This window comes from Streptomyces sp. ISL-11 (assembly GCF_018614525.1).
Taxonomy (GTDB): domain Bacteria; phylum Actinomycetota; class Actinomycetes; order Streptomycetales; family Streptomycetaceae; genus Streptomyces.
The window spans coordinates 41,338-64,689 of sequence record NZ_JAGGOL010000133.1; the positions used below are offsets into that span (position 1 = coordinate 41,338).

The 23,352-nt window shown below is 68.1% G+C and carries 20 protein-coding genes and 6 pseudogenes; 12 read left to right on the plus strand and 14 right to left on the minus strand.

Annotated elements, in window-relative coordinates:
- The first annotated feature begins 125 nt into the window (after nt 1-125).
- Nucleotides 126-1,994: a DUF2075 domain-containing protein gene (locus tag J7E86_RS24375; RefSeq protein ID WP_215084226.1), complete on the plus strand. Its 1,869-nt coding sequence runs from the start codon at nt 126-128 to the stop codon at nt 1,992-1,994.
- A 147-nt stretch (nt 1,995-2,141) separates the two neighbouring features.
- Here J7E86_RS24375 and J7E86_RS31360 read toward each other — a convergent pair.
- A pseudogene (locus J7E86_RS31360) lies at nt 2,142-2,252 on the minus strand (IS481 family transposase); the annotation flags it as partial.
- Between the two features lie 602 nt (nt 2,253-2,854).
- Here J7E86_RS31360 and J7E86_RS24385 point away from each other — a divergent pair.
- The 3 genes and pseudogenes from J7E86_RS24385 to J7E86_RS24395 all read left to right on the plus strand — a co-directional run.
- Nucleotides 2,855-3,322 (plus strand): annotated as a pseudogene (locus J7E86_RS24385) (LLM class flavin-dependent oxidoreductase); the annotation flags it as partial.
- 322 nt (nt 3,323-3,644) lie between these two features.
- The gene (locus J7E86_RS24390; protein ID WP_215084228.1) at nt 3,645-3,980 is read left to right on the plus strand and encodes a helix-turn-helix transcriptional regulator; all 336 of its coding nucleotides are present in this window, start codon (nt 3,645-3,647) and stop codon (nt 3,978-3,980) included.
- 2 nt (nt 3,981-3,982) lie between these two features.
- Nucleotides 3,983-4,702: a cation transporter gene (locus J7E86_RS24395; RefSeq protein WP_215084230.1), complete on the plus strand. Its 720-nt coding sequence runs from the start codon at nt 3,983-3,985 to the stop codon at nt 4,700-4,702.
- A gap of 199 nt (nt 4,703-4,901) precedes the next feature.
- On the opposite strand, the gene J7E86_RS24400 is transcribed toward J7E86_RS24395, so the two are convergent.
- On the minus strand, nt 4,902-5,504 hold the full coding sequence (locus J7E86_RS24400; protein WP_215084232.1) for a hypothetical protein: 603 nt from the start codon (nt 5,502-5,504) through the stop codon (nt 4,902-4,904).
- 621 nt (nt 5,505-6,125) lie between these two features.
- Between J7E86_RS24400 and J7E86_RS24405 the strand changes: the two genes are divergently transcribed.
- The 7 genes and pseudogenes from J7E86_RS24405 (at nt 6,126) to J7E86_RS24435 (ending at nt 11,272) form a co-directional block, all read left to right on the plus strand.
- Entirely contained in the window at nt 6,126-6,293 is a 168-nt protein-coding gene (locus J7E86_RS24405; protein ID WP_308312716.1) for a hypothetical protein, read from the plus strand.
- Nucleotides 6,294-6,364: 71 nt separating this feature from the next.
- Nucleotides 6,365-6,907, plus strand: coding sequence for a helix-turn-helix domain-containing protein (locus J7E86_RS24410; RefSeq protein ID WP_215084233.1), 543 nt, complete (start codon nt 6,365-6,367; stop codon nt 6,905-6,907).
- A 393-nt stretch (nt 6,908-7,300) separates the two neighbouring features.
- Nucleotides 7,301-7,648, plus strand: coding sequence for a hypothetical protein (locus J7E86_RS24415; protein ID WP_215084235.1), 348 nt, complete (start codon nt 7,301-7,303; stop codon nt 7,646-7,648).
- Complete coding sequence (locus J7E86_RS24420) at nt 7,641-8,873, plus strand: MAB_1171c family putative transporter (RefSeq protein WP_215084237.1); 1,233 nt, start codon at nt 7,641-7,643, stop codon at nt 8,871-8,873. The genes J7E86_RS24415 and J7E86_RS24420 overlap by 8 nt, the downstream gene beginning before the upstream one ends.
- 155 nt (nt 8,874-9,028) lie before the next feature.
- Complete coding sequence (locus J7E86_RS24425; protein ID WP_215084239.1) at nt 9,029-9,688, plus strand: oxygenase MpaB family protein; 660 nt, start codon at nt 9,029-9,031, stop codon at nt 9,686-9,688.
- Between the two features lie 204 nt (nt 9,689-9,892).
- Nucleotides 9,893-10,721 (plus strand): annotated as a pseudogene (locus J7E86_RS24430) (AAA family ATPase).
- Nucleotides 10,721-11,272, plus strand: coding sequence for a guanylate kinase (locus J7E86_RS24435; RefSeq protein ID WP_215084241.1), 552 nt, complete (start codon nt 10,721-10,723; stop codon nt 11,270-11,272). Before J7E86_RS24430 ends, J7E86_RS24435 begins: the two are co-directional and overlap by 1 nt.
- A 27-nt stretch (nt 11,273-11,299) precedes the next feature.
- Here J7E86_RS24435 and J7E86_RS24440 read toward each other — a convergent pair whose 3' ends face one another.
- Together J7E86_RS24440 and J7E86_RS24445 are read right to left on the minus strand one after the other, a co-directional pair.
- Entirely contained in the window at nt 11,300-12,187 is an 888-nt protein-coding gene (locus J7E86_RS24440; protein ID WP_215084243.1) for a DUF1932 domain-containing protein, read from the minus strand.
- The gene (locus tag J7E86_RS24445; protein WP_308312718.1) at nt 12,184-13,026 is read right to left on the minus strand and encodes an HAD family hydrolase; all 843 of its coding nucleotides are present in this window, start codon (nt 13,024-13,026) and stop codon (nt 12,184-12,186) included. The genes J7E86_RS24440 and J7E86_RS24445 overlap by 4 nt, the downstream gene beginning before the upstream one ends.
- A 43-nt stretch (nt 13,027-13,069) precedes the next feature.
- On the opposite strand from J7E86_RS24445, the gene J7E86_RS24450 reads away from it, so the two are divergent.
- On the plus strand, nt 13,070-13,729 hold the full coding sequence (locus J7E86_RS24450) for an HAD family phosphatase (RefSeq protein ID WP_215084247.1): 660 nt from the start codon (nt 13,070-13,072) through the stop codon (nt 13,727-13,729).
- 77 nt (nt 13,730-13,806) lie between these two features.
- Here the strand turns inward: J7E86_RS24450 and tyrS are convergent.
- The 10 genes and pseudogenes from tyrS to J7E86_RS24500 form a co-directional block, all read right to left on the minus strand.
- Nucleotides 13,807-14,299 (minus strand): annotated as a pseudogene (tyrS, locus tag J7E86_RS24455) (tyrosine--tRNA ligase); the annotation flags it as partial.
- Between the two features lie 98 nt (nt 14,300-14,397).
- Nucleotides 14,398-15,254, minus strand: a pseudogene (locus J7E86_RS24460) (transporter).
- 306 nt (nt 15,255-15,560) lie between these two features.
- Entirely contained in the window at nt 15,561-16,889 is a 1,329-nt protein-coding gene (locus J7E86_RS24465) for a class I SAM-dependent RNA methyltransferase (RefSeq protein ID WP_215084249.1), read from the minus strand.
- 108 nt (nt 16,890-16,997) lie between these two features.
- Nucleotides 16,998-19,049, minus strand: coding sequence for an APC family permease (locus tag J7E86_RS24470; RefSeq protein ID WP_215084251.1), 2,052 nt, complete (start codon nt 19,047-19,049; stop codon nt 16,998-17,000).
- A 104-nt stretch (nt 19,050-19,153) separates the two neighbouring features.
- Entirely contained in the window at nt 19,154-20,257 is a 1,104-nt protein-coding gene (locus J7E86_RS24475) for a cytochrome P450 (protein ID WP_308312719.1), read from the minus strand.
- The gene (locus J7E86_RS24480) at nt 20,254-21,672 is read right to left on the minus strand and encodes a cytochrome P450 (protein ID WP_251019617.1); all 1,419 of its coding nucleotides are present in this window, start codon (nt 21,670-21,672) and stop codon (nt 20,254-20,256) included. Before J7E86_RS24480 ends, J7E86_RS24475 begins: the two co-directional genes overlap by 4 nt.
- Nucleotides 21,673-21,740: 68 nt before the next feature.
- Nucleotides 21,741-22,361 (minus strand): ATP/GTP-binding protein, encoded by a 621-nt coding sequence (locus J7E86_RS24485; protein WP_215084255.1) that lies wholly within the window; start codon nt 22,359-22,361, stop codon nt 21,741-21,743.
- Entirely contained in the window at nt 22,339-22,701 is a 363-nt protein-coding gene (locus tag J7E86_RS24490; RefSeq protein ID WP_215084257.1) for a DUF742 domain-containing protein, read from the minus strand. The genes J7E86_RS24485 and J7E86_RS24490 overlap by 23 nt, the downstream gene beginning before the upstream one ends.
- Entirely contained in the window at nt 22,698-23,129 is a 432-nt protein-coding gene (locus J7E86_RS24495) for a roadblock/LC7 domain-containing protein (RefSeq protein WP_215084259.1), read from the minus strand. The genes J7E86_RS24490 and J7E86_RS24495 overlap by 4 nt, the downstream gene beginning before the upstream one ends.
- A pseudogene (locus tag J7E86_RS24500) lies at nt 23,126-23,352 on the minus strand (sensor histidine kinase); the annotation flags it as partial. The gene J7E86_RS24495 and the pseudogene J7E86_RS24500, both read right to left, overlap by 4 nt.

The window sequence follows — 23,352 nt, forward strand, 5'->3', positions numbered from 1 at the left end:
CCACGCCCTGTTCTAGGATGGCAGGAACCATCTCAGCGGCCCGACGGGCTTCCGCTCCGCTTCCGCGGAACCGAAGGACATGCCCCCACCCGCACGAGCTACTTCGTGCTGCCTGGGGGCATTTCTTGCTGTTCCGTGAGTCCGCGGCGTCCTTGGCCAACCGCACCCACCTCGAGGGACGGCTGGCGGAACTCCTGACCGAGAACTTCCTGCACAAGCACCGCCACCGGCCTCAGCCGTCGGAAGTGCGCTCCTGGGAACGCAGCATCCCCGCACTGACCAACGCGCTCGTCGAAGCCGGGCTCGGCGAGGTCGAAATGCTCCTGGAATACGGGCTGCCTCTGACCAGCAAACGCGCGGACGTGATACTGGCCGGCGTGCATCCGGTCACCGGTGAGCCGTCGTACGTGGTGGTCGAGCTCAAGCAGTGGAGCGAGGCCTACCCGGAGGACGACGATCCGCTGCGGTGCCGCGTTCCCGCCTACCCGGAGCCGGTCCTCAACCCGATCGAGCAAGTACGCGGTTACTGCGACTACCTGATCTCGTTCAACGGAGCGCTGGAACGGGTCCCGCAGTCGGTCGCGGGGGTGGCCTACCTGCACAATGCGACCGAGTTCGGAGTGGCGGGGCTGCGCGCCGTCACGGAGGACGACCGGGGCCGGATGTTCACCGGCGAGCAGCGCGGCGCCTTTCTGGGCTACCTGCGTTCCAGGCTGGCGGAGAAGCCGGGCGCCGAGGCAGCCGACGCGCTGCTGCAGGGCAAGGTCCGGCCGTCGAGGCAACTGATGGCCGTTGCTGCCGAAGAGGTGCGCAACCGGGAACAGTTCGTCCTGCTGGACGAGCAGCGGCTCGCCTACGAGACGGTGATGTCGGCAGTCCGACGGGCCCGGCGGTCCAACCACAAGCAGGTGGTCGTGGTGGCCGGCGGCCCCGGCTCCGGCAAGAGCGTGATCGCCCTGTCCCTGCTGGGCGATCTCTACCGACGCGGGGTCCCCGCCCTGCACGCCACCGGATCACAGTCATTCACCAAGACCATGCGCAAAGTCGCGGGTGCCCGGAAGCCCGAGGTCCAGAGGCTCTTCCGCTACTTCAACAGCTTCATGGAGGCCGAGCCCAACGACCTCGACGTGCTCGTCTGCGACGAGGCACACCGCCTCCGCAAGACCTCCGCCAACCGCTACACCAAGGCCGCGCTACGCACCGGCCGCCCTCAAGTGGTGGAGCTGATGGACGCCGCTCGTGTACCGGTGTTCCTGCTGGACCAGCACCAGGTCGTGCGGCCGGGCGAGATGGGGACGGTGGAGCAGATCCAGGAGGCCGCGGCCGAACGGGGTCTCGAGTGCACGGTCGTGGAGCTGGACAGCCAGTTCCGGTGCGGCGGCAGTGACGCTTACCTGAGCTGGGTGACCGGCCTCCTGGGGCTGGACGGTGGCCCTGCCGTGTGGGAGCCGGACGGCAAGGTACAACTGCTGACCGCCGACAGCCCCCAGGAGCTGGAGGACTTTCTCGCCTCACGACGGGCCCAGAACTACGGCGCCCGGATGTCCGCCGGCTACTGCTGGAAGTGGACGACGAAGATCACTCCCAGCATGTCCGCCCTGCCCGCCGATGTGGTCATCGGTGACTGGGCGAGGCCGTGGAACCTCTACGGCGACCGCGCCTTCCTCGGTGCTCCGCCCGCGCCTCTCTGGGCCACAGACCCCGCCGGTTTCGGGCAGATCGGCTGCGTCTACACCGCGCAGGGCTTCGAGTACGACTGGTCGGGCGTGATCATGGGGCCGGACCTGGTCTGGCGGACCGACCGATGGGTGGTCGACCGCACCGCGTCGAAGGACCCTTCCTTCACCAGAGCGACACCGGACGAGGACATCGATCGCCTCGTCCGCAACACCTACAAGGTGCTTCTCACCCGGGGCATGATCGGGACGATCGTCTACTCGACAGACCCGGAGACCCGCGAGAAGCTCCGCTCCCTGATCCCTCCGACGCGCTAGGTGTGTTGACCCGCAGCGTTGTTCACACGGCTGATGGGTGGGTGTCCGCCGAGTGTTCGACCTTGGCGTTGGTCTGTGGCCGGTAGGCGCGAGTGAGCTTGCCGGCCGTGCCGAGACCGGCCAGGGCTTGTTGCCAGGCCATGCCTTGCGGTAGGCCCAAGCGTTGTCCGTGAGCACACGCTCGATGCGGGTGATGCCGTGGATGCGGAAGAACGCGGCCGCGCGGGTGAGGAAGCCCGCACAGGTCGCGACCTTCTCGGAATATCGACCCAGCGCGCAACAGTGTCACGGTCAATGAAAGTGTGTCGCTGACCAGCTCGTTGTCCTGGTCACGGGGCGGGATGATCAACGGCCTGGCCCTGCCACCTGCGGCGGACGCTCCGACTGGCCACGAAATGCCCTCGCTGCTCCCAGCCTCCCTCGGTAGCGTCCCGAAGGTATGACGGCTCTTCCCTTCTTCACCTTCATCCGCCAGTTCGACGGACTCAGCTACCGCTTCGAACGCGCCGGCGAACACCACGGTCGAACACCTACCGCCGCGCGGACGCGCAGGTGTCGTGTGTCTGGGAGCCAGCCAGCGGCTGGCGCTGCGAGGACACTGGCTGTGATGTCGTCAATCGGCCCCGGCGTGACGGCCCGAAATGGACCCGATTCGTGAAGATCAATGACGGTACGAAGCGGCTCCAGCGCGAGCCGCTGCACGAGTCCGGTGGGGCCGGCTGAAGCCGTCCCTCCACGAGCGGGGTCGCCGCAAGTCCTCCTGGGAGTCCGCCAACGGCGTCACGGCCGGCCAGGGGCGTCAGCCCTGGGACCTGCCAGTATGAGCACGTTCGAGTCGGTCCTCGTGGCTTGGAGATTTGATGCGTGCAGGTGTCGTGGTCGCCGCTCACCCCGGTGTGGAGGATCTCGCCGTGCGGGCCGAGGAATTGGGCTTGCACAGCTTCTGGGTGAACGACACCCCGATGGTTCACGGTGACCCCCTCGTCGCCTTGAGCCTGTGTGCGAAGGCCACCCGGCGCATCAAGCTCGGTATCGGCGTGACCTCACCGGCGCTGCGCTCGGCCCCGGCCGCAGCGAGCGGGATCGCCAGCCTCAATGCCTTGGCGCCGGGCCGGATCATCTGCGGGGTGGGCACCGCCCGGCGCACCTTGGGCATGCCGCCGACCGCGGCGTCCGCGCTGGAGAGTTTCACCGCGGGGCTGCAGGATCTGTGTGCCGGGCGCTCGACCGAGTACCGCGAAGGTGACCGGGTCCGCGACATCCGGTTCCTCCACGCCGGGGCGCACGTGAACACCACCGATCCGATCGAGTTCGTCGTGGCCGCGCTCGGATCCAAGTGTCGGGAGTCGCCCAGTGCTTCAGTGTTTCAGGCAAAGTTTCAGTGAGTGCTTCAGTGTTTCGCTCATTACTTCAGTGTCTTCCGTGCGCGAGCCCCTTGAGCAGCTACTTTCTGGGGACTGGTGGGCTGGTTGGGGGTCTGTGTCTGGCCGCTCAACCGATGTTGAAGGGTCGCCGTCCTGGCCTGGTGCAGGTGCTGGCTCGACTGTGGCGGGGGTGTTGATCTCGGCAGGGGGAGCCGTGCTGAAGCCTCAGGGGCAGCTGCAAGTGATCACGATTCTTTGAATTCAGGCTTCCGTGTACTGTCGTGGTGTGCTGACTGTTGCCTCCGACATTGAGGTGCTGGCCCGGTTCGGCCGCGCGCTCGCCGACCCGATCCGCTGCCGCGTCCTGCTCGCCCTGCGTGACGCTCCCGCCTACCCGGCCGACCTCGCCGACACGCTCGGGATCTCGCGTACGCGGCTGTCGAACCACCTGGCGTGCCTGCGCGACTGCGGCTTGGTCGTCACCGTCCCCGACGGCCGCCGCACCCGTTACGAGCTCGCCGACGAACGTCTCGGCCACGCGCTGGACGACCTGCGCACTGCCGTCGTCGCCGTCGAGACCGACCGCACCTGCCCGGACGCCGACACCAAGGGGTGCTGCTGACCATGACCGCGGACATACCCATATCCCTCGGCCCCAGCCCGGCCCGCCGCGACGCACTCGCCCGCCGAATACGGCTGCTGGTCGCCGCGACCATCACCTACAACGTCATTGAGGCGGCCGTCGCGCTCACTGCCGGCACCCTGGCCTCCTCCACCGCCCTGATCGGCTTCGGCCTCGACTCGATCATTGAGGTCTCCTCCGCCGCCGCAGTCGCCTGGCAGTTCTCCACTCGCGACCACGCCGTACGCGAGGCCCGTGAGAAGACCACTCTGCGGATCATCGCCGTCTCCTTCTTCGCCCTCGCCGTGTACGTCAGCGTTGATGCCGCCCGCGCGCTGGCCGGCACCGGGGAGGCAGAACGCTCGATTCCCGGCATCGCGCTCGCAGCCCTGTCACTGGCCGTGATGCCGTTCCTGTCCGCTGCCCAGCGCAAGGCCGGACGCGAACTCGGCTCGGCCAGCGCGGTCGCCGACTCCAAGCAGACGCTGCTGTGCACGTACCTGTCAGCCGTACTGCTGGCCGGGCTCGTGCTCAATGCCACTCTCGGCTGGTCCTGGGCCGACCCGATCGCTGCCCTCGTCATCGCCGCCATTGCTGTGAAGGAAGGCCGCGACGCCTGGCAGGGCAAGGGCTGCTGCGCGGTTCCCGCCGCCACGATCCCCGCCCAATGCCAAGAAACCGACGCCTGCGGTTGCCGTCCGGGATGCGACTGCTGCACCTGACCGCTCGCACACGGCGAGAGGGCCCCGGTCGGTACGGCCGCCACCGGGGCCAGCGAAGAGTCCTACCGCAAGACCCGCAAACGCCGCCCACGCAACCGGCCCCCCGAGGAGCCCGGAGAGGCCGAGGCCAGCTGAACCACCCGCTCTCCAGGACACTGTGCCCCCGCCAAGCCACAAAATGTGCCCGGCGGGGGCACCGTCACATAAGGAGATTGCCGCCCTGGCCCCGCTCGCCATGGACGACGTGCTGCCACACCAAAGACGAAACCTCCGCCACCACAAGGGTGTCAAAAGCCTCAACCCCGCCCTCGCGGAACAGCTCGGACGCCTCCTCCTCCACAGGGAAATCACCCTGCAACGCGTCACAGTGCTGACAGCCATTACTCAGGTACCGCGCGCCCACCGTCGAACTCCAGCGAGGCTTGATTGATTCCGCGAGCCTGACGAAACCAGACCTGGCCAGGAGGTCCTTGGCCCACGCCCGCGACTCCTCGTCCACCGCCCGCGGCCACTGATCCGTGCGGGCGGGCTGTGTCGGGTAAAGGCCGACAACGCAGGTGGCGGTCTCGCCGCATTTCCAGCACGAACGGTCCATCGTCAAAATGCGCACATTGATCGTGGCCGCGCAGCCGGCCGGAACGACATCCGGAAACCACGGATCATCCCCGAACTGATCGTTGAGATCCCAGCGTCGGCACCGGAATTCAATCTCCCGGCACACCGAGCACTGAACACGCCGCTTACCGTCATCGCAGAGAACCAGCGCGCCAGCGCCCGCGGCGATGTGAACGGAGCATTCCATGCACGGGCCGGCGTACCGATTCGACTCGCCTTGAGCCAGCCCCCCGGAAGACGGGACAGTCAGCGGCGGCACGTGAGAGCGATCAGCAGGCTGGTGCTCATCCCCGCCTTCGGGGGCGTCGGCCAGGCAGTACACCCACCACCGGTCCCCCTCCCGGACGCGTACCCCAGCGCCAGGTTCTACGTACACCGCACAGTCCTCAGCCGCACACCTGGCCCCATACTTGTTTGACACCAATTGGCCCATATAGCCCGCTCCCCACCCCTCTTGAGCCTCGCTCGCCCGATTGCACCCTGAGCTGCTCGACCAGATGCCCCCCAGCTTCGCATCGGGCATCGCACACGGTAACGGCAGCTCCAAGGTGATCGAGGTAGGCAGTCGGCCAGGCTCAGGTGGACAACTGTCTCCCGTGGGAGACGCGGGGCGCCCCCAGAAGCCTGTCGGTCGGGCGCGGGAGCTGCGCCCTGAAATGTCTCCTGAAACGAAAGTGACCGCCAACCCTGTCGATAGAAACTTCAGTGCGCAGTTCAGCGGCTATATCCACTGAAGTAATGGACGGAGCCCGACACCAAGGCCGCTGCCGTCGCCGGCCGCCGCGGTGCGGGCCTGATCTCCTTCGGCTTGCTCGAACCCACCGCCTGGCACGCACTGCAGGACGCCCGCCGCCAAGCCGTCCACGGCACGTCCCGCGACCCCGACTCCCACGCGAACTCCTACGTGGTCACCTCACTCCACCTGCTGCACGAGAACGAGGACCCTCACAGCGACGCTCGGAGGGGCGCGGTTTGAAATCAACTATCGTGTATCTGCGTGCGGTTGAGGGGCGTTCGACCGTGCGGCGCCTGGCCTAGGATGCCGCCATGTCCACTCCGAATCCGCACGCGTCGGCACCGTCGCCCCCGCCTGGAGAACAGGACTCGGCACTGTTCGCCCAGCGGTTCAGGCGCCTGATCGACGTGGTGTATCCCGCCTCGTTGGGGCGGCCCTACACGGACACCGAGATCGCGAGGCACACAGGGCTGTCCAACCAGTACGTCGGGAAGCTCCGCAAGGGGCAGTCCGTGCCGAGCCTGGCCAACGCCGGACGTCTGGCCAAGCTGTTCGGAGTGTCGACGGACTACTTCCTCAATGCCGCAGACCATCCCACCGTACGGTCCGTCGAACGCAACCTGCGGATGATCGAGGACCATCGCGCCGGCAGAGCGCAGCGGGTCGAACACCGGTCCGCCGGAGGCGCGGCGGAAGCCGAGGACGCTGCGCTCCTCGATGACGAGGAAGTGCGGCAGATCGCCGAAGGGGCTGCCGAACTTCCGCCGGCTATGAGAGGCCCGGTGCGTGCTGTCATCGACCAGCTTCGCAAGGCCATCGGATTGGGGGCTGACAACGGGCCTGGGCGCACATGAGCACGGAACCGAGCGACACTCCGGCCATTGCCCTGCTGGCAGCTGGCGGAGCAGGGAGGACAGGGTGAGGGTGGTCGATCCGGCGGATCTGGGGGCGCTGGAGGGCGCCGCCAGCCCGCCCCGGGAGTCGCACGACTCCGTACACATGGCGGTCGGCCATTCCGGGAGATCATCATGCTCGTCCAGCCAGGAGGACGCGTGAGTACGGCAGATATGCCCCTGGGGTGCGTGGCAACCCGCTGGCGGCTCCCTGAAGGACAGGAGAATGCCCTCGTGGGCTTACGCCGCGCCCGACGCGAGTGCCGGGCCCTGTTGGAGCAGGCGGACCTTCCTCCGTATTCCACCGTGGAAGAGTTATGCGAACGACTCGGTGTGCAGCGGGAGCGTCCCATCGTGCTCATCGCCAGGGAAATGGCTCCCGGGCGGAGATCCGGACAATTCGAGCAGCATCTGACCGAGGACCGGATCTATTACCCGCAACACACCAGCACAGCCCACCAGGCACACATTATCTGCCACGAGATAGCGCACCTCCTCCTCGCGCATATCCCCGAACTCGACGCCCTGGACCCAGAGGTCGTCCGCCTGGTCCTGGGTCGCTCCCACTACGCTGACCCAGCCGAGGAGCAGGCCGAGGTGCTCGGCACCCTGCTCTGGCAGCAACTCAACCTGGCGCCTGCAGAGCCGACGAATGCCGCAGTGGTCACCTCATTGGAGCACCGTCGGAGCCGCCATGTCTGACATCATTTTCAGTTATCTCTGCCTGTTCCTGAGCATCCTGCTGTGCGTACTGGCCGGCTTCAAACTCCGAGCCTGGCGCCGTCAACGCGGCCCGGCGCTGCTCGTCATGGGGATAGCCGCGCTGGTCTCGGCCGCCTCCTTCCTCTGCGCGGCACCTGCGATCGCCCACCTCATCAATCGAGTGTCCGGAGTCGGCCCCTTCAGCGTGCTGCTCGCCTACGTGGGCAAAATGCTGTTCAGCGCCTGCGCCATCACGCTCGTACTGCTCTGGTCACCATCCTCCCGGCGTCCAGCCAGCCGTGAGGTGTGGGCTGTTCCCTACGCCGCAGTGAGATCCGAGGTGCGGCGCAAGGTCATGTGGGTCTACGGCTCGATCATTCCGGCCATGGCGGTGCTGTTCGCGGTCTTCGGCCCGGGCATGGACACCTCCGTGGCGTTGGACACCACCTACGCGCACCGTCCTCCGGTCTTTGCTTTCTTGCTGATCTACCAGGCGGGATTCGGCTGGGCACTGTGGCAATTGGGCTGGATTTCCTGGAGACACGCCGCTGACCTACCCGCGCATGGCCTGCTGCGCCGGACCTTGCGGCGCCTGACCATCGGGTGCGCGCTGATCGGCGGCTACTGCCTCAGCAAGACCGTCGCGATCGCTGCCGCGGCAGCAGACCACCATGCCTTGGACTGGCTGGGGTCGATCGTCGGCCCCCTTTCGGGCTGCGTCGGTTGTCTGGTCCTCGCCTCCGGCTGGGCGGGCGCCGCGGTCGCCACCTGGCGTCAGCGGCGAGCCGACTACCGCGCCCTGCACCCACTATGGATGACCGCCATGCAGGTCGACGGGCGCCTGGCGCTGGACAACCCACTGCGGCCGTGGGCTGAGCGGCTGGCCACCCGCGATCTGGAGTGGCGCATCACCCGCCGCACCCGGGAGATTCGCGACGGGCAGCTTGCCCTGCGCCCGTGGGTCCCGGCGGACATCGTTGAGGTCGCCCGCCGCCGTGCGGCAGAGCACGACAGCCTGGAACCGCAAGAACGGGAGGCCGCGATCGCCGCCGCGGCCTTCGCCGGCGGTGTGCGCGCCCTGCGCACTCGGCAGCGCCCGGCCCGGCACTCCGAGCAAACGCCCGGCACGGATGTCGCCCCGGGAGACGAGCGCCGTCATCTGGTCCTGGTCTCCCAGCACCTCCAGGGGCCGTTCGTGGCCGAAGTTTTGGCCGAGACCGCGTAAACGACTCAGAGCAAAGGGGGAGCAGAGTGAAGCCCGTATCCGACGCAGAAACAAGCTTGTCGCGAGCAGAATCAGTCTATCGACGCCTCGCTTTCCATGACTTCAGCGAGGATCTCGCGTTCGGCCTCAATATCGGCTTCTACCGTACATTTGCTGTGCCCGAGATCGCGCAGCTCCTGGTCTCCACCAGGAAGATGACGGGCCAGACGGAGCTGCGCGCCAAGACGACCGGCCAGATGATGTACCGGCTCTTCCGCGATGGGCTCGACAGCGAGCTGGGTACTCATACCGTGGCCGCCCTCAACCGCATCCATGCCCGCTGGCAAATCACCAACGACGAGTTCCTCTATGTCCTGGCCTGCTTCGACGTCGCCCCGATGCGCTGGTGCGACACCTACGCCTGGCGGCCCACGACTGCAGAGGAGAAGGACGCCTCCCACGTCTTCTACCTCGCCCTGGCCGACCGTATGGGCATCCAAAAAGTCCCGCCGACGTGGGGCGGGTTCGCCGCCTGGATGGACCGCTACGAACAGAGCCGGTTCAGCCGCACCGCGGAGGCCACCGAGCTGTGGGCCGCCACCCGCGGCATTCTCACCAACCGCTTCCCCACCGTCCTCGGCCCCCTGGTCCGCGCCGCCGCAGACGCCCTCCTCGACGAGCCACTTCGCTGCGCCTTCGGAGCCCGCCGTCCACCCGCTCTCGTACGTGCACTGGCCTACGGCGGCATGCGGCTGCGAGCCCGGCGCATCGGCCTTTCCCACGCTGATCCCGGCTACCGCCCGGTCCTGCCCCCCGCGGTGCGCGATCTCGGGTGATCAGGTCCCCCGCCTGACAACACGATGGTTTGGGCGGGACTTGGACATGACACCGTGGGCATCGACGATCGACGTATCACCGCCGGCCACCACTGCCGCTCGCTCCGTGGCGACATGACTTTTCAACATCTGCTTGCACACGGGTTCACGAGGGGCAGACTTATGGTCTTGATCACGGCAAGGGATGGGCAGGCGGTAACGGACATGGCAAAGCGCCGTGCGGGATGGCGCCCGGACAGGCTCCATGAGATGCGCGAAGCACACGGGCTGACGCTGGAGAGGGCTGGGGAACGACTGCGGGAGGTGGCCCGCGCTACGGGCATCGCTGAGCCGGCAGCGAACTTCCAAATTCTGTGGCAGCACGAGCAGGGAGAGGTCTACCCCGGACCTCAATACCGACGGGCGTACTGCCTCCTCTACAGGGCTACGGAACCCGAGCTCGGCTTCCGTAACGCGCCGAACCGACCGACACTGCTGATGGTCGGCGGGTACGCAGGCAGTGGAAAATCGGAATTCTCACGCTTCATCTCTCAGCTCACCGGATGGCCTGTACTCGATAAGGACCCGATCACGCGGCCACTTGTGGAGAGGCTACTTGTCGAGATGGGCAGTGACCCTCACGACCGGCATTCCGCTCTCTACCGTGAACAAGTGCGCCCACTGGAATACCAGTGCTTGCTGGAAACCGCGTACGCGAACGTCGACTGCTCCATCAGCACGGTGCTGACTGCGCCCTTTGTCTCCGAGGTAACCGATGTCCGCTGGATGAGGCGTTCTGGCCAACCGATGCGAGGCACGAGGGGTCAGCGTTGCCGTCGTCTGGATCCAGTGTGACCTGGAGACCATGCACGAGTACATCAGCTTCCGATCCGCGGCTCGCGACAGCTGGAAACTACAGAACTGGGACGACTACGCAGCGACCATCGACTCAGAGCTCCGGCCTGCTGTACCCCATCTGATAGTGGACAACCGGCTGGGCGCGGCCATATCGCTCACTGACCAAGTACGGCAGGTCTTCGGGACGGTGTTCTGATGAATCAAGGGATTCTGCTGTACGGGCCGCCGGCCGCGGGAAAGGACACCGTTACCGGCCAGCTCGCCGCGCTCGATCCGCATTATGTTCCCTTCACCCGTCTCAAGGTCGGGAGCGGAAATACCAACGGATACAGGATGGGCACGCTTGAGCAGCTGGATGAGCTGGAGGCCCACGGCGATGTCCTCTACCGCAACGACCGCTACGGCAACATTTACGTCGTGGACCGGCCAGGCCTGGATGCAGTGATGAAAGACGGCTGCATCCCCGTCCTGCACCTGGGCCAAGTAGCAGGCGTCGAGGCTGTCGCCTCGAACTACCCTGCGAGGTGGTCGCGCATCCTGTTGTGGTGCTCTCGCGACACCACAGCACTGCGTTCCAAGGAACGGGGAGACTGCGATACGGATGCACGACTCATAGCGTGGGACGCGACCGACCTGGACCTCACCCACAACCAGTCCGCGTCGTGGCACCTCCGCGTGGACACCGAGGTTTGTTCACCGGCAGACGCAGCCCAGCAGATTGACCACCTGGTCCGCACTTCAGCGTGACAGACAGGGATCCACCGCACGGGACGACTACCTCTCCGCGGTGGTCCCCGCACCACCTTCGTGGTCAGCCTGTCCTTCAGCGCGCAAATGCCGGAGGGCTTCGTCGACTGTGAGGGTCCTGTCCCTCGCGCCCTCCCAAAGGTGGAGAACCTCGGTGCCCGCACGCATGAGGTGATCCGGGAGACCTGCTTCGGCGAGCAGGTCGGCGGCATCGCCCAGCTCGGGGCCCCACCGCCAAGCGCGTGCGGCCGTCTTGGGGATGTAGTCGGTCTCGGCGAGATAGCTGCCGGAGCGCTTGCTCGCAATCTCAAGGAGTTCGTCGGCAACACCGTGCGAGTTCGCAAGCCCGTAGGCCACAGCGGCCAGGACTCGTGATGCCTTCTGATAGCTGGAGTAGGCGAGCTTCAGCGCGGAAGCCTTCCCGATCTCCTCTCCCAAGCGGTGAGCCCGGATATCAGTGCCCCTGAAAAGCGCTTCGACCTGCGCAACGTGTTCGCTCGGCCCGGAGAGATAGAGGGTGGGCTGCTTACTGCCCAGCGGCGGTGAGCCGACCACAGCTCCGTCGACGACAACCGCGTGAGGCAGGCGATCGGCGATGCGGCGGACCCTCAGCGGGGTGATCGCATTGGCCTCGATGTACGTGCCGCCCCGAAAGCCAAGGGCTCCAACCTGTGCTGCAACGTCCTCGGCGGCCTCAGGCGGACATAGCGACAGCACCACATCGACACGCCGGAGAAGCTCACCAAGGTCATCGACTGCTTCGATGCCAGCACAGTCGGCCCGTTGCCTGGAGGCATCGCTGCGGCCAGTCCGGCACCACAGTACGGGAATGCCCTGGGAACGTAGCTGGGCAGCGAAAGCGGCACCCATGCTGCCGGGGTGCAGCAGCCCGACCGTCGATACGTTCGCCGTCATGCAGTACCCCTCGATTGGTCAACGGCCAGGAGCAGTTCAATCGCCGAAAGGACAGTTGGCACCGACCTATCGGGTGGGGCGAGGTGGGTGGGCCAATGCCTGTCGCGGCCCACCCAGACGGTCCGCAGCCCGGCTGCCCTGCCTCCACGGATGTCGGTTTCGGGATTGTCTCCGACCATCCAGCCGCCTCCAGAGAGCAAGGAGTCACATGCTTCCGCTGCCTTGGCGAAGAACGCGACCTCCGGCTTCCGGGCGCCGGCTGCTTCCGAGATACACACACCGTCCACATGTTCGAGCATGCCAGCGGCCCGGAGCTTGGCCGTCTGAATGTCACTCGGCCCGTTGGTGGCTATCCCAACCCGCCATCCCGAAGCCCGGAGCTCGGCGAGGCCGGCAAGGACGGCGTCTGAACAGGCGACGGATGCCGCTATGTCACGGCGGTACTCCCGCCACAGGGAATCCGGGGACGGTGCAAGGCAGTATTCGGATCGGATCTCTCCGAAGATCGCAGGAGAAGCGCGGTCCTGCAACCTGGCGAGCAACTGTCGCCGGACATGATCCCCGAGACGATGTCGTGCAATGAAGGCAGTCATCCAGCTGACCAGGGCTCCACTCCTATCGATCAGCGTGTCGTCGAGATCGAAGAGAACCAACCGTTGCATAGGAACAGACCTTAACTTGAGCCTGCGGGCGCACCCCAAAGGGCCTTGCAAGGAGTGCCGATGGGGGCGATTCCGAAACCGACCGCGGCAAGATCCGCCGACTTCGCATCCTGCCAGCCGGTACGTCGAACGGTGAACGGCCGACACTGAAGAAACGGCAAACCCTACGACGGCCATACGCGGCACGGGTGTTGGTCACCACAGGTCTACACTGCCGATCATGACACGGAGCCCTGTTGAGCTGGTCATCTTCGACTGTGACGGCGTACTGGTGGACAGCGAGCGGATATGCGTCAAAGTGGACGCGGTGATCACGGCTGACCTGGGGTGCATGTTCACCGAGGAGGAGATCATCGAGAAGTTCGTCGGCTCATCCACCGAGGTCTACACGGCTGCCGTGGAGGAACAGCTTGGACGGCGCCTGGAGAAGGACTGGCTGCAGCAATACGAGCACCTGTACCAGGCGGCCTTCGAAGCGGAACTGACCGCTGTCGATGGCATCGCAGAAGCCCTGAGCGGCCTCACCACACCCGTCTGCGTCGCATCGAACACTCACCACGCCGGCATCAGGAGAAACCTGGAGATCGCCGCCCTGAGCGACCACTTCGAGGGGCGAATCTTCAGCGCAGCCGACGTCCCCCGCGGCAAGCCTGCCCCCGACCTCTTCCTGCACGCTGCCCGCTCCATGGGCGTGGAGCCCGGGCGGTGCGCAGTGATCGAGGACAGCACATACGGAGTTCAGGCGGCCCGCGCCGCCGGCATGCGGGCCTTCGGCTACTGCGGCGGTCTCACACCAGCCTCGCGGCTGGAAGGACCAAACACCACACTGTTCGACGATATGCGTGACCTGCCCAAGCTGCTGGTCACCGCTACTCACTGACTTCCGCAGCGCCTCGCCCGCTACCGCTTGGAAGACATGCCCACCATGCAAACCAGCAGGTCTGCGCCAGCGATATTGCCCGAGACCGAACAGCGCCTTCGACGCGGCGATCACAACGGCGCACTGGTCGGCCCCGTGCACCAGCGTGGTCAGCTCCTCGGCGAGCGCACGCTGTGCGGTACGGGCTTGCGGCCGCTCCTCGGTCACCTTCTCCAGCTCCTCACGGGGCTTGAAGGAGAGGATGCGCATGTACCGCGAGACATCCCGGTCATCCGTGTTCAGCCAGTACTGGTAGAACGCGTACGGCGTGGTCATCTCCGGGTCGAGCCAGAGCGTGCCAGTCTCCGACTTGCCGAACTTGGTGCCGTCCGCCTTCGTCATCAGTGGCGTCGCCAGCGCGTGCACCTCGGCCTGCGGCTCCACCCGGTGGATCAGATCCAGACCGGCCGTGAGGTTGCCCCACTGGTCGCTGCCGCCCTGCTGGAGGGTGCAGCCGTACCGCCGGTACAGCTCCAGAAAGTCCATGGCCTGAAGCAGCTGGTAGCTGAACTCTGTGTAGCTGATGCCCTGACTCTGTCGGGGATCTTGGGGATCCCCGACAGAGTCAACTCTTAGGCGGATCGCGTTCCCTTGCTGCGACGGACCTCATGTTGTCGGCGAGCAGGGCCCTACGCGGCCTCGTAGCTCAGCCGGAACAGGTCGCCGGCGCGCGCCAGATCAGCCTCGGTTCTCAGGCGCACCTCCAGCGCCCCGGTGCCGTGGTGACCGATCTCCCGCACGTCCCGGGTGAAGCCGGGGACGAGGTCGACCGTGTCCGGGTCTGCCTTGAGGTAGACGACGACCTCGCGCTGCTGCGCGCGGCCGACAGAGGCGAAGTTCTCACGTCATCGCCGAGCGACACCAAGACGTCGTCCAGAGCTGATCGCAGCTCGTCCAGTGGTTCGCCGGCGACACAGGGCTGCACGATCGTCGTGGCGGCGCGATCCTGCTTCCGCACGGCACGTCGCTCCTTGGCCGACGACGTTACGGAGATGACCGTCTCCAGGGCGAGCAGCTCATGGCCGAAGGAGCGGTAGCGGACGAGGTCGATGTTGCGCTGGATCTCACGGACGGCGTGGACGTCGTACCGGGTGAAGCTCTCCGCGACACAGATCAGCCTGGGCGCGCTCCACAGCACCTGAGCCGCCGCCGCTGCCCCGAGGCGTTCGCGGACCAGGAGCTGGAACTCGGCCCGGTGGTCCGCCAGCCAGGAAAGGTAGAAAAGGCCCTGGGGAATCACACCCGCGCTCTGGCCACGCTTGTACTCGACAATCACGGGCGAGCCGTTCTCATCCAGGCCCAGCGAGTCGATCCGGCCGCCGCGCCGGGGCCCGGTGCTGTACTCACTCGCGAGGAAGCGCACGCCCAGAAGCGCCTCCATGTTGCTCTCGACCAGCTCCTGCAGATGCCGCTCACGCATCGCCGTGGCCGTTGCCACCTCTGCTGCGCCGCCGCCGGCGACGTTGAACAACCTCAGACCCGACACCCGTCCCCCTTGTCCTCGCGGATCACAACGATCCGCGAGGACGGGATTGTTTCCGGAGGCGTGAGCGCACGTCAAAGGACTTCAGGTATCGTGCCGCGCCGCCTGTGCAGGCCCCTCCCCCTGCCCAAACGCAACCGCCCGTCGACCGGACTCAAAGCCCAGTCGACGGGCGGTTTTGTGCTCTCTGGCACCCTCCTCGCGAGCGTCACACGAGCGTCGGGAGAGCGTCACGAGCGTCATTTCAGCGTCAGAATTTCGCCCCTAACGCCTATAGCGCACATCATGCACACCAGGTAAAACCGCAGGTCAGGAGGGGTTTCCCGTGGGCTTAAGGATCGCGACGCACTCGACGTGATGGGTCATCGGGAACAGATCGAACGCCCGCAGCGTCACCGGCCGGTAGCCCTCCTCCGCGAAGTACGCCAGGTCTCGGGCCAGGGCTGCCGGGTCGCAGGCGACGTAGGCGATGCGGCGGGCTCCCAGTGAGGCCAGGTGGCGGACCGTCTGCTTGCCGGCGCCGGCGCGGGGCGGGTCGAGGACGATGAGGTCGGCCTTGTCGATGCCCGTGCGCGGGAGGACCTGCTCGACCTTGCCCTGTTCGATGCGGACGCGGTCGAGGTCCTGGAGGTTGTGGCGGGCGTCCTCCACGGCGCGCTTGCTCGACTCGATGCCGAGGACCGCGCCCCGGTCCGTGATGCGCTCGGCGAGGGCGCCCGCGAAGAGGCCGACGCCGCAGTAGAGGTCGAGGGCCATGTCGTTCTTGCGGGGCATCAGGCCCTGCATGACGGCCTTGACGAGCGTGTCGGCGGCCTGGGGGTGGACCTGCCAGAAGCCGCCCTCGCCGACGCGGTACGTACGCTCGTCGGCGCGCTCACGGACGAAGGGGCGGCCGTGGACGCGGTGGACCGCCTTGTCCTTCTCGCCGATGCGCATCACCGACACCGGCTTGTCGAGCTCGACGATCGGGAGGCGGCCGCCCGGCTTCGGGGTGAGGATGACCTGGCGGTCGGCCGAGCCGGAGGCCGCGATGGCCTCGACCGTGGCGATCTGCGGCCACTCGCGCTTCTCGATGCCGAGCTCGGTGACACCCGGGGCGGCGATCATGCAGTGGTCGATGACCTGGACGTCGTGGGAGCGGTGCTTGCGCAGGCCCGCGTGGCCCTCGGCGTCGATCGCGTACTGGACGCGGGTGCGCCACGCCGGGACCTCGCCCGCCGGGAGCTTGTCGCCCTCGGCCGGCATCACCGTGCCGTCCCAGCCGGCCTCCTCCGGCGTGAGGCCCGCCAGGCGCTGGAGCTGCTCGGCGATGACCTCGCCCTTGAGACGGCGCTGGGCGCCGGGCTTGGCGTGCTGCCAGTCGCAGCCGCCGCACTTGCCCGGGCCGGAGAAGGGGCAGGGGGCCTCGACCCGGTCCTTGGAGGCTTCCAGGACCTGGACCGCGTCGGCGCGCAGGAAGCGGGAGGTGGACTCCCCCTCCGTGATGCGGGCGATCACGCGCTCGCCGGGGAGGGCGTGGCGGACGAAGAGGACGCGGCCCGACTCCGTACGGGCGACGCAGTGGCCGCCGTGGGCGACCGGGCCGACCTCGACCTCGTACTCGTGGCCGACCAGCGATGCTTCGGTCTCGTGCTGCATGGCGGGGTCGACTCCAAGAAGAGGTGGGGTGCGGCGGGACAACAGCCGTCCAGTCTACGTCCCGTCGCACCCCACCTGCGAATTCCCGCCGTGCGGCCGTGCCACCGGCTACTTCTTGGTGGCGGCCTTCTCCTTCCGGGGCTCCGCGACCGGACCGCGCCGCACCGCGCCGGGGGCGTTCCACTCGGCGCGCTTGCGGGCCCGCTGCTTGGCGGCCTCGGAGGAGTCCAGCTGCCAGGGCACGGAGGTGACCATCACGCCGGGGGTGAAGAGCAGGCGGCCCTTGAGGCGCAGCGCGCTCTGGTTGTGCAGCAGGTGCTCGTACCAGTGGCCGACCACGTACTCGGGGATGTAGACGCTGACGGCGTCGCGCGGGCTCTCCTTGCGGAGGCTCTTGACGTAGTCGATGATCGGCCGCGTGATCTCGCGGTAGGGCGAGTCGAGGATCTTCAGCGATACGTCGATGCCGCGTCGCTGCCACTCGTCGCGCAGGGCCTTGGTCTCGGCCGGGTCGACGCTGATGCTGACGGCTTCGAGGGTGTCGGAGCGCATGAGCTTGGCGTAGGCGAGGGCGCGCAGGGTCGGCTTGTGGACCTTGGAGACCAGGACGATGGAGTGCACCCGGGAGGGGCGGACGGTGTCGTCGCTGGGCTCCTCCTCGGCCGCGATCTCCTCGGCGACGCGGTCGTAGTGCTTACGGATCGCGGTCATGGTGGCGTAGAAGATGACCATGCCGAGGAGGGCGACCCAGGCGCCGTGGGTGAACTTCGTCAGCAGGACGACGACGAGGACCAGGCCGGTGAGGAAGGCGCCGAAGGTGTTGATCGCGCGGGAGCGGATCATGTGGCGGCGCTTGGCCGGGTCGGTCTCGGAGCGCAGGTGGCGGTTCCAGTGGCGGACCATGCCGGTCTGGCTGAGGGTGAAGGACACGAAGACGCCGACGATGTAGAGCTGGATCAGCTTGGTGGAGTCGGCGCCGTAGAAGTAGGTGAGGACGGCGGCCGCGCCGGCGAGCAGCACGATGCCGTTGGAGAAGGCGAGCCGGTCGCCGCGGGTGTGCAGCTGGCGCGGCAGGTAGCGGTCCTGGGCGAGGATCGAGCCGAGCAGCGGGAAGCCGTTGTAGGCGGTGTTGGCCGCCAGGAACAGCACGAGGGCGGTGGCGGCGGCGAGGATGATGAAGAGGAACGAGCCGTTGCCGAAGACCGCCTCGGCGACCTGGGAGATCACCGGGTTCTGGGTGTAGTCGGAGCCGACGGGCTGCCCGTTGCGCAGCAGGTCGATGGCCGGCTTCTCCGCCATGCGGACGTGGGTGGCCATGGCCAGCCCGATGATGCCGCAGAACATGGTGACGGCCAGGCCGCCCATGAGGGCGAGGGTGGTGGCCGCGTTCTTGCTCTTGGGCTTGCGGAAGGCGGGGACGCCGTTGCTGATGGCCTCGACGCCGGTGAGCGCGGCGCAGCCGGAGGAGAAGGCGCGCAGCAGCAGGAAGACGAGGGCGAAGCCCGCCAGGCCCTGGTGCTCGGCGTTGATGGTGAAGTCGGCGGTGGGGGCCTTCATGGTCTCGCCCATGACCAGACCGCGTATCGCTCCCCAGGCGATCATCACGAAGACGCCGCCGACGAACACATACGTCGGGATGGCGAAGAGCTTCCCGGATTCCTTGACGCCGCGCAGGTTCATCAGGGTGAGCAGGACGATCACGCCGACGGCGCAGCTGGTCTTGTGCTCGATGACGAAGGGGATGGCGGAGCCGAGGTTCTCGATTCCGGAGGAGATCGAGACGGCGACGGTCAGGACGTAGTCGACGAGCAGGGCGCTGGCGACGGTGAGGCCGGCCTTGGGGCCGAGGTTGACGTTGGCGACCTCGTAGTCGCCGCCGCCGCTGGGGTACGCGTGCACGTTCTGGCGGTACGAGGCGACCACGGTGAACATCAGCACCACGACCGCGACGGCGATCCACGGGCTGAAGTGGTACGCGGACACACCTGCCACGGACAGGACGAGCAGCACTTCGCCCGGCGCGTACGCCACGGAGGAGAGGGGGTCGGAGGCGAAGACGGGGAGCGCGATGCGCTTGGAGAGAAGAGTTTCTCCCAGCTTGTCGCTGCGCAGCGCCCGGCCGATGAGGATCCGTTTCGGCAGGTCGGTCAATTTGGACACGCAGAGGATCGTAAGGGTTCGGTCTCCTGTACGCCCACCCGCCACCCGCCAGGACGGGAATGTGTGACGCGCCGCATTCCCGTCCGGGGTTCCGCCGGTGGGTGTTACCGGCCGTGTACGAGGGCGGGCAGGGCGCGGTGGCCGTTGGAGATGAACGATTCGACGGGGCTCAGGCCGGCGGGGTCCGCGAGGGTGAGGCCGGGGAAGCGGGCGAAGAGGGCGGGGAGGGCGACGGCGGCCTCCAGGCGGGCGAGGGGGGCGCCGAGGCAGTAGTGGACGCCGTGGCCGAAGGCGAGGTGGTCCTTGACCGCGCGGGTGACGTCGAAGCGGTCGGCGTCGGCGCCGTGGACGCCCGGGTCGCGGCCGGCGGCGGCGTAGGCGGCGACGATCGCGTCGCCGCGTTCGATGACGGTGCCGTCGGGGAGGGCGATGTCCTCGGTGGCGTAGCGCAGGGGCAGGCTGGCGACGGGGGCCTGGTGGCGCAGGGTCTCGTCGATGACGGCGTCCCAGTCGGCCTCGCCGGCGCGGACGAGGGCGAGCTGGTCGGGGTGGGTGAGGAGGGCGTGGATGGCGTTGTCGAGGAGGTTGACGGTGGTCTCGTGGCCGGCGCTGATGACGAGCAGGAGGGTGTCGACGAGTTCCTGCTCGGTGAGGCGGGAGCCGTCCTCCTCGCGGGCGGAGATCAGGACGCTGGTCATGTCGTCGCCGGGGGTGGCGCGCTTGGTGGCGACGAGGCCGCCGAGGAGTTCGTAGACGCGCGCGTAGGTGGCGGTGACCTCGGCGGGGTCGGCGGAGGTGTGGAAGATGCTGTCGACGCAGGTGCGCAGGCCCTCGCGGGTGGCCTCGTCGGTGACGCCGAAGAGTTCGCAGATCACCTGGATGGGGATCGGGTAGGCGTATTCCTCGCGCAGGTCGACGGGCGTGCCGGGCGGGGTGGCGTCGAGGGCGTCGAGGAGGCCGTTGGTCAGCTCCTCGATACGGGGGCGCAGGGCGGCGGTGCGGCGGGCGGTGAACGCCTTGGCGACGAGGGTGCGCAGGCGTCTGTGGTCGGTCCCGTAGGCGGTGAACATGTTGCGCACGGCGACCCAGGTGTACAGGGGCCACTCGGGCGAGATCTCACCGTCGATCCACGCGGGCCAGTGGCGGTGGGGGTCCTTGGAGACGCGGGGGTCGGTGAGGAGTTCCTTCAGGAGGGGCTGGGTGGTCACTGCCCACGCCACCACGCCGCCAGGAAGCTCCACGGGCGTTGCCGCTCCCCGGGCGCGGAGCCGGGCGGCCTCGCCGTGGATGTCGCGGCCTGTGGCGTCGATGGGGAGGGGGCGGAGCTGGCTTTCCATCGGCTGTCTCCAGTGGGTTCGGCCTGCTGTGGGTGGGCGGGGTGGTGGGGAAGCGGTGTGGTGCCGGTGTCGCCCGCGGCGGAGGCGGCGAGGTCGTGGACGGGGGGCGGGGCGAGCCGCGTGGGCTGGATCGGCGGGAAGCGCACGGGCAGGGCGGTCAGCGCCCGGTGGAAGGGGCCCGGGCGCCAGACCAGGCGGTCGGCGGGGACGGCCAGCTCCAGGTCGGGGAGGCGGTCGAGGAGCTTCTCGACGGCTACGGCCGCGATGAGGCGGGCGGCGTCCTTGGCGGGGCAGGTGTGGGGGCCGGCGCTCCAGGCGAGGTGGGCGCGGTTGCCGGTGCGCCGGTCGGAGAGCAGGGCCGGGTCGGTGTTGGCGGCGGCGAAGCTGATCACGACGGGTTCGCCGGCCGGCAGGTGCACGCCGCCGAAGTCCACGTCCTGGACGGGGTAGTGGACGGCGTAGTTGGCCATCGGCGGGTCGAGCCAGAGGACTTCGTCGAGGGCGTCCTCGACGGGCATGCTGCCGCCGGCGAGGTCGCCGGCGAAGCGGTCGTCGGAGAGCAGCAGCCGCAGCGCGTTGGCGATGAGGTTCTGCTGGGGCTCGGTGCCGGCGCCGATGAGGACGACGAGCTGGTGGATCATCTCCTCGTCGGTGAGCCGGGCGTGGTGGGCCATGAGCCAGGACGTCATGTCGGCGCCGGGCTGGGTGTGCTTGAGGCCGATGAGTTCGACGAGGCTCTCGGCGATGAGGGCGTCGGCGCGTTCGGCGTCGACGCCGTCGAAGATGCCGGAGAAGCCCTCGACGAGGCGGTCGCCGATCTCGGGCGGGCAGCCGAAGAGCTGCTGGAAGACCAGGAGCGGGAGGATCTTGGCGTAGCTGCCGAGCAGGTCGGCCTCGCCGAGGGCGGCGAACCGGTCGATGAGGGTGTCGGCGCTGCGTTCGACGTAGCCGCGCAGGGCGTTGGGGTCGATGCGGGAGAGGCTGTCGGTGACGGCCTGGCGGAGCCGGCGGTGGGCGTCGCCGTCGGAGAACAGGCAGTTGGGGCGGTAGGCCATCATCGGCACGACGGGGTTGTCGGGGGCGACCCGGCCGTCGGCGAGGGCGCGCCAGCGGCGGGCGTCCTTGCCGAAGACCTCGGGGGTGCGGAGCACCTCCAGGGCGGCGCGGTAGTCGGTGACGAGGGTGGCGTGGGCGCCGGGTGCCAGTTCCACGGGGGCGGCGGGGCCCTGGGTGCGCAGCCACGCGTAGACGGCGTGCGGGTCGGCGGCGAAGTCGGGCCCGTACATGGGGGTGGAGGCCCGGTGGGCGGGGCAGCCCGGTGGCGGGGCGGGGTGACCGGCGTCGGGACGGTGGGTCACACGTGCTCCTGTGCGGTGTGCGGCAAGTGGTTCCGGCGGGTCTGGAGGTATTCCACGAGGGCGATCAGGGCGCGGGTGGAGGAGATCCGGTCGCGGGCGTCGCAGGTGATCAGCGGGGTCTCGGGGAGCAGGTCGAGGGCCTCGCGGATCTCCTCCTCGGGGTGAGTGGGGGCGCCGTCGAAGTGGTTGACGGCGACGGCGTAGGGCAGGCCGTGTTCCTCCAGGAGCCCCATGACGTCGAAGGACTGCTCCAGGCGGCGGGTGTCGGCGAGGACGAGGGCGCCGAGGGCGCCTTGGGTCATGTCCTGCCAGAGCCGGGTGAAGCGCTGCTGACCGGGGGCGCCGAAGAGGTAGAGGACGAGGCTGTCGCTGAGGGTGACGCGGCCGAAGTCCATGGCGACGGTGGTGGTGGTCTTGCCGTCGATGCCGGCCAGGTCGTCGACGAACGCGCCGGCCTGCGTCATCGTCTCCTCGGTGCGCAGCGGCCGGATCTCCGACAGGGAGCCGACGAAGGTGGTCTTGCCGACCGCGAAGTGACCGACGACGAGGAGTTTCGCGGCGGTCCGTACGGTCTGCCGCAGGTAGACCGCACCCTCAGAGTCGAGCGCGGAGTCCATCGAGGACCTCCTGAAGGATCTGGGCCTCGGGGAGTTGTGCCGAGGGGATGGGGGCCCGGGTGATGAGGTGACCGCTGTCGACGAGGTCGCCGAGCAGCACCTTGGTGACGCTGACGGGCAGCACCAGGTGGCCGGCGATCTCGGCGACGGACAGCGGCCCGCCGAGGCAGAGTTCCATGAGCCGGCGCTTTTCGGGGCTGAGCCCGCCGAGCGGCCGGTCGTGCTGGGCGATGACCAGGGTGACCAGGTCGAACGTGTTGCGGGTGGGGTGGGCGCGGCCGTCGGTGACGACGTACGGCCGTACTAATCCCTGTCCGCGCCTCGGCGTGGGCGGGGTCATGCCGGGCTGCCGCCCTGCCAGGGCGCCTGCCGGGGCGGGCTGGTGAGTTCCTTCCCGAGCCGGTCGACGAGCTTCTGCATGCGGTAGGTGACGGCTTCCATGTCGACGTGTTCGGTGGTGGACACGGCGAGGTAGGCGCCGGGGCCGGCGGCTATGAGGAAGACGTAGCCGTGGGCGAACTCCACGAGCGTCTGCCGCCAGGGGCTCTCCTGGTGTGCCTGGCTGGTGCAGAACTCCGAGGTGGAGCGGCTGATGGACTGGAGCCCGGAGAGGGCCGCCGCCTGGCGTTCGGCCTCGTCGCGGTCGATGCCCTCGGAGCGGGCGCGGAGCATGCCGTCGGCGGAGAGGAGGATCGCGTGCCGGGCCTCCGGCATCTTCACTACCTCGTCGAGCATCCAGCCCAGCTCATTGTTGAGGTGGTCGTTCACGCTGGGGGGTTCCCTTCATCGTCTTCGGGTGCCTGGTCGAGGGGGCCGGCGTGCCGGGGAGGCTGGGGGGCGCGGCCGGAGCGGGTGCCGCGCGCGAAAGCACCCATGCGCCGGGCGGTCTCCTCCGGGGTGCGTTCGGCGGGCATGCCGAGGGGGGTGCCGGCGGACGGGGTGCCGCCGGGTGCCTCGGGGGGCAGCGGGGCGGCGTTGCCCTGCGGGGCGG

Excerpts from the sequence above, each read along its gene's own strand:
- J7E86_RS24400 (WP_215084232.1), bottom strand. The coding sequence starts at position 5,504 with ATGGAATGCTCCGTTCACATCGCCGCGGGCGCTGGCGCGCTGGTTCTC.
- J7E86_RS24465 (WP_215084249.1), bottom strand. The coding sequence starts at position 16,889 with ATGCAGCACGAGACCGAAGCATCGCTGGTCGGCCACGAGTACGAGGTC.
- J7E86_RS24450 (WP_215084247.1), top strand. The coding sequence starts at position 13,070 with ATGACACGGAGCCCTGTTGAGCTGGTCATCTTCGACTGTGACGGCGTA.
- J7E86_RS24420 (WP_215084237.1), top strand. The coding sequence starts at position 7,641 with ATGTCTGACATCATTTTCAGTTATCTCTGCCTGTTCCTGAGCATCCTG.
- J7E86_RS24490 (WP_215084257.1), bottom strand. The coding sequence starts at position 22,701 with ATGACCCCGCCCACGCCGAGGCGCGGACAGGGATTAGTACGGCCGTAC.
- J7E86_RS24440 (WP_215084243.1), bottom strand. The coding sequence starts at position 12,187 with ATGACGGCGAACGTATCGACGGTCGGGCTGCTGCACCCCGGCAGCATG.
- J7E86_RS24395 (WP_215084230.1), top strand. The coding sequence starts at position 3,983 with ATGACCGCGGACATACCCATATCCCTCGGCCCCAGCCCGGCCCGCCGC.
- J7E86_RS24410 (WP_215084233.1), top strand. The coding sequence starts at position 6,365 with ATGTCCACTCCGAATCCGCACGCGTCGGCACCGTCGCCCCCGCCTGGA.
- J7E86_RS24480 (WP_251019617.1), bottom strand. The coding sequence starts at position 21,672 with ATGTACGGGCCCGACTTCGCCGCCGACCCGCACGCCGTCTACGCGTGG.
- J7E86_RS24445 (WP_308312718.1), bottom strand. The coding sequence starts at position 13,026 with ATGGCCGTCGTAGGGTTTGCCGTTTCTTCAGTGTCGGCCGTTCACCGT.
- J7E86_RS24485 (WP_215084255.1), bottom strand. The coding sequence starts at position 22,361 with ATGGACTCCGCGCTCGACTCTGAGGGTGCGGTCTACCTGCGGCAGACC.
- J7E86_RS24435 (WP_215084241.1), top strand. The coding sequence starts at position 10,721 with ATGAATCAAGGGATTCTGCTGTACGGGCCGCCGGCCGCGGGAAAGGAC.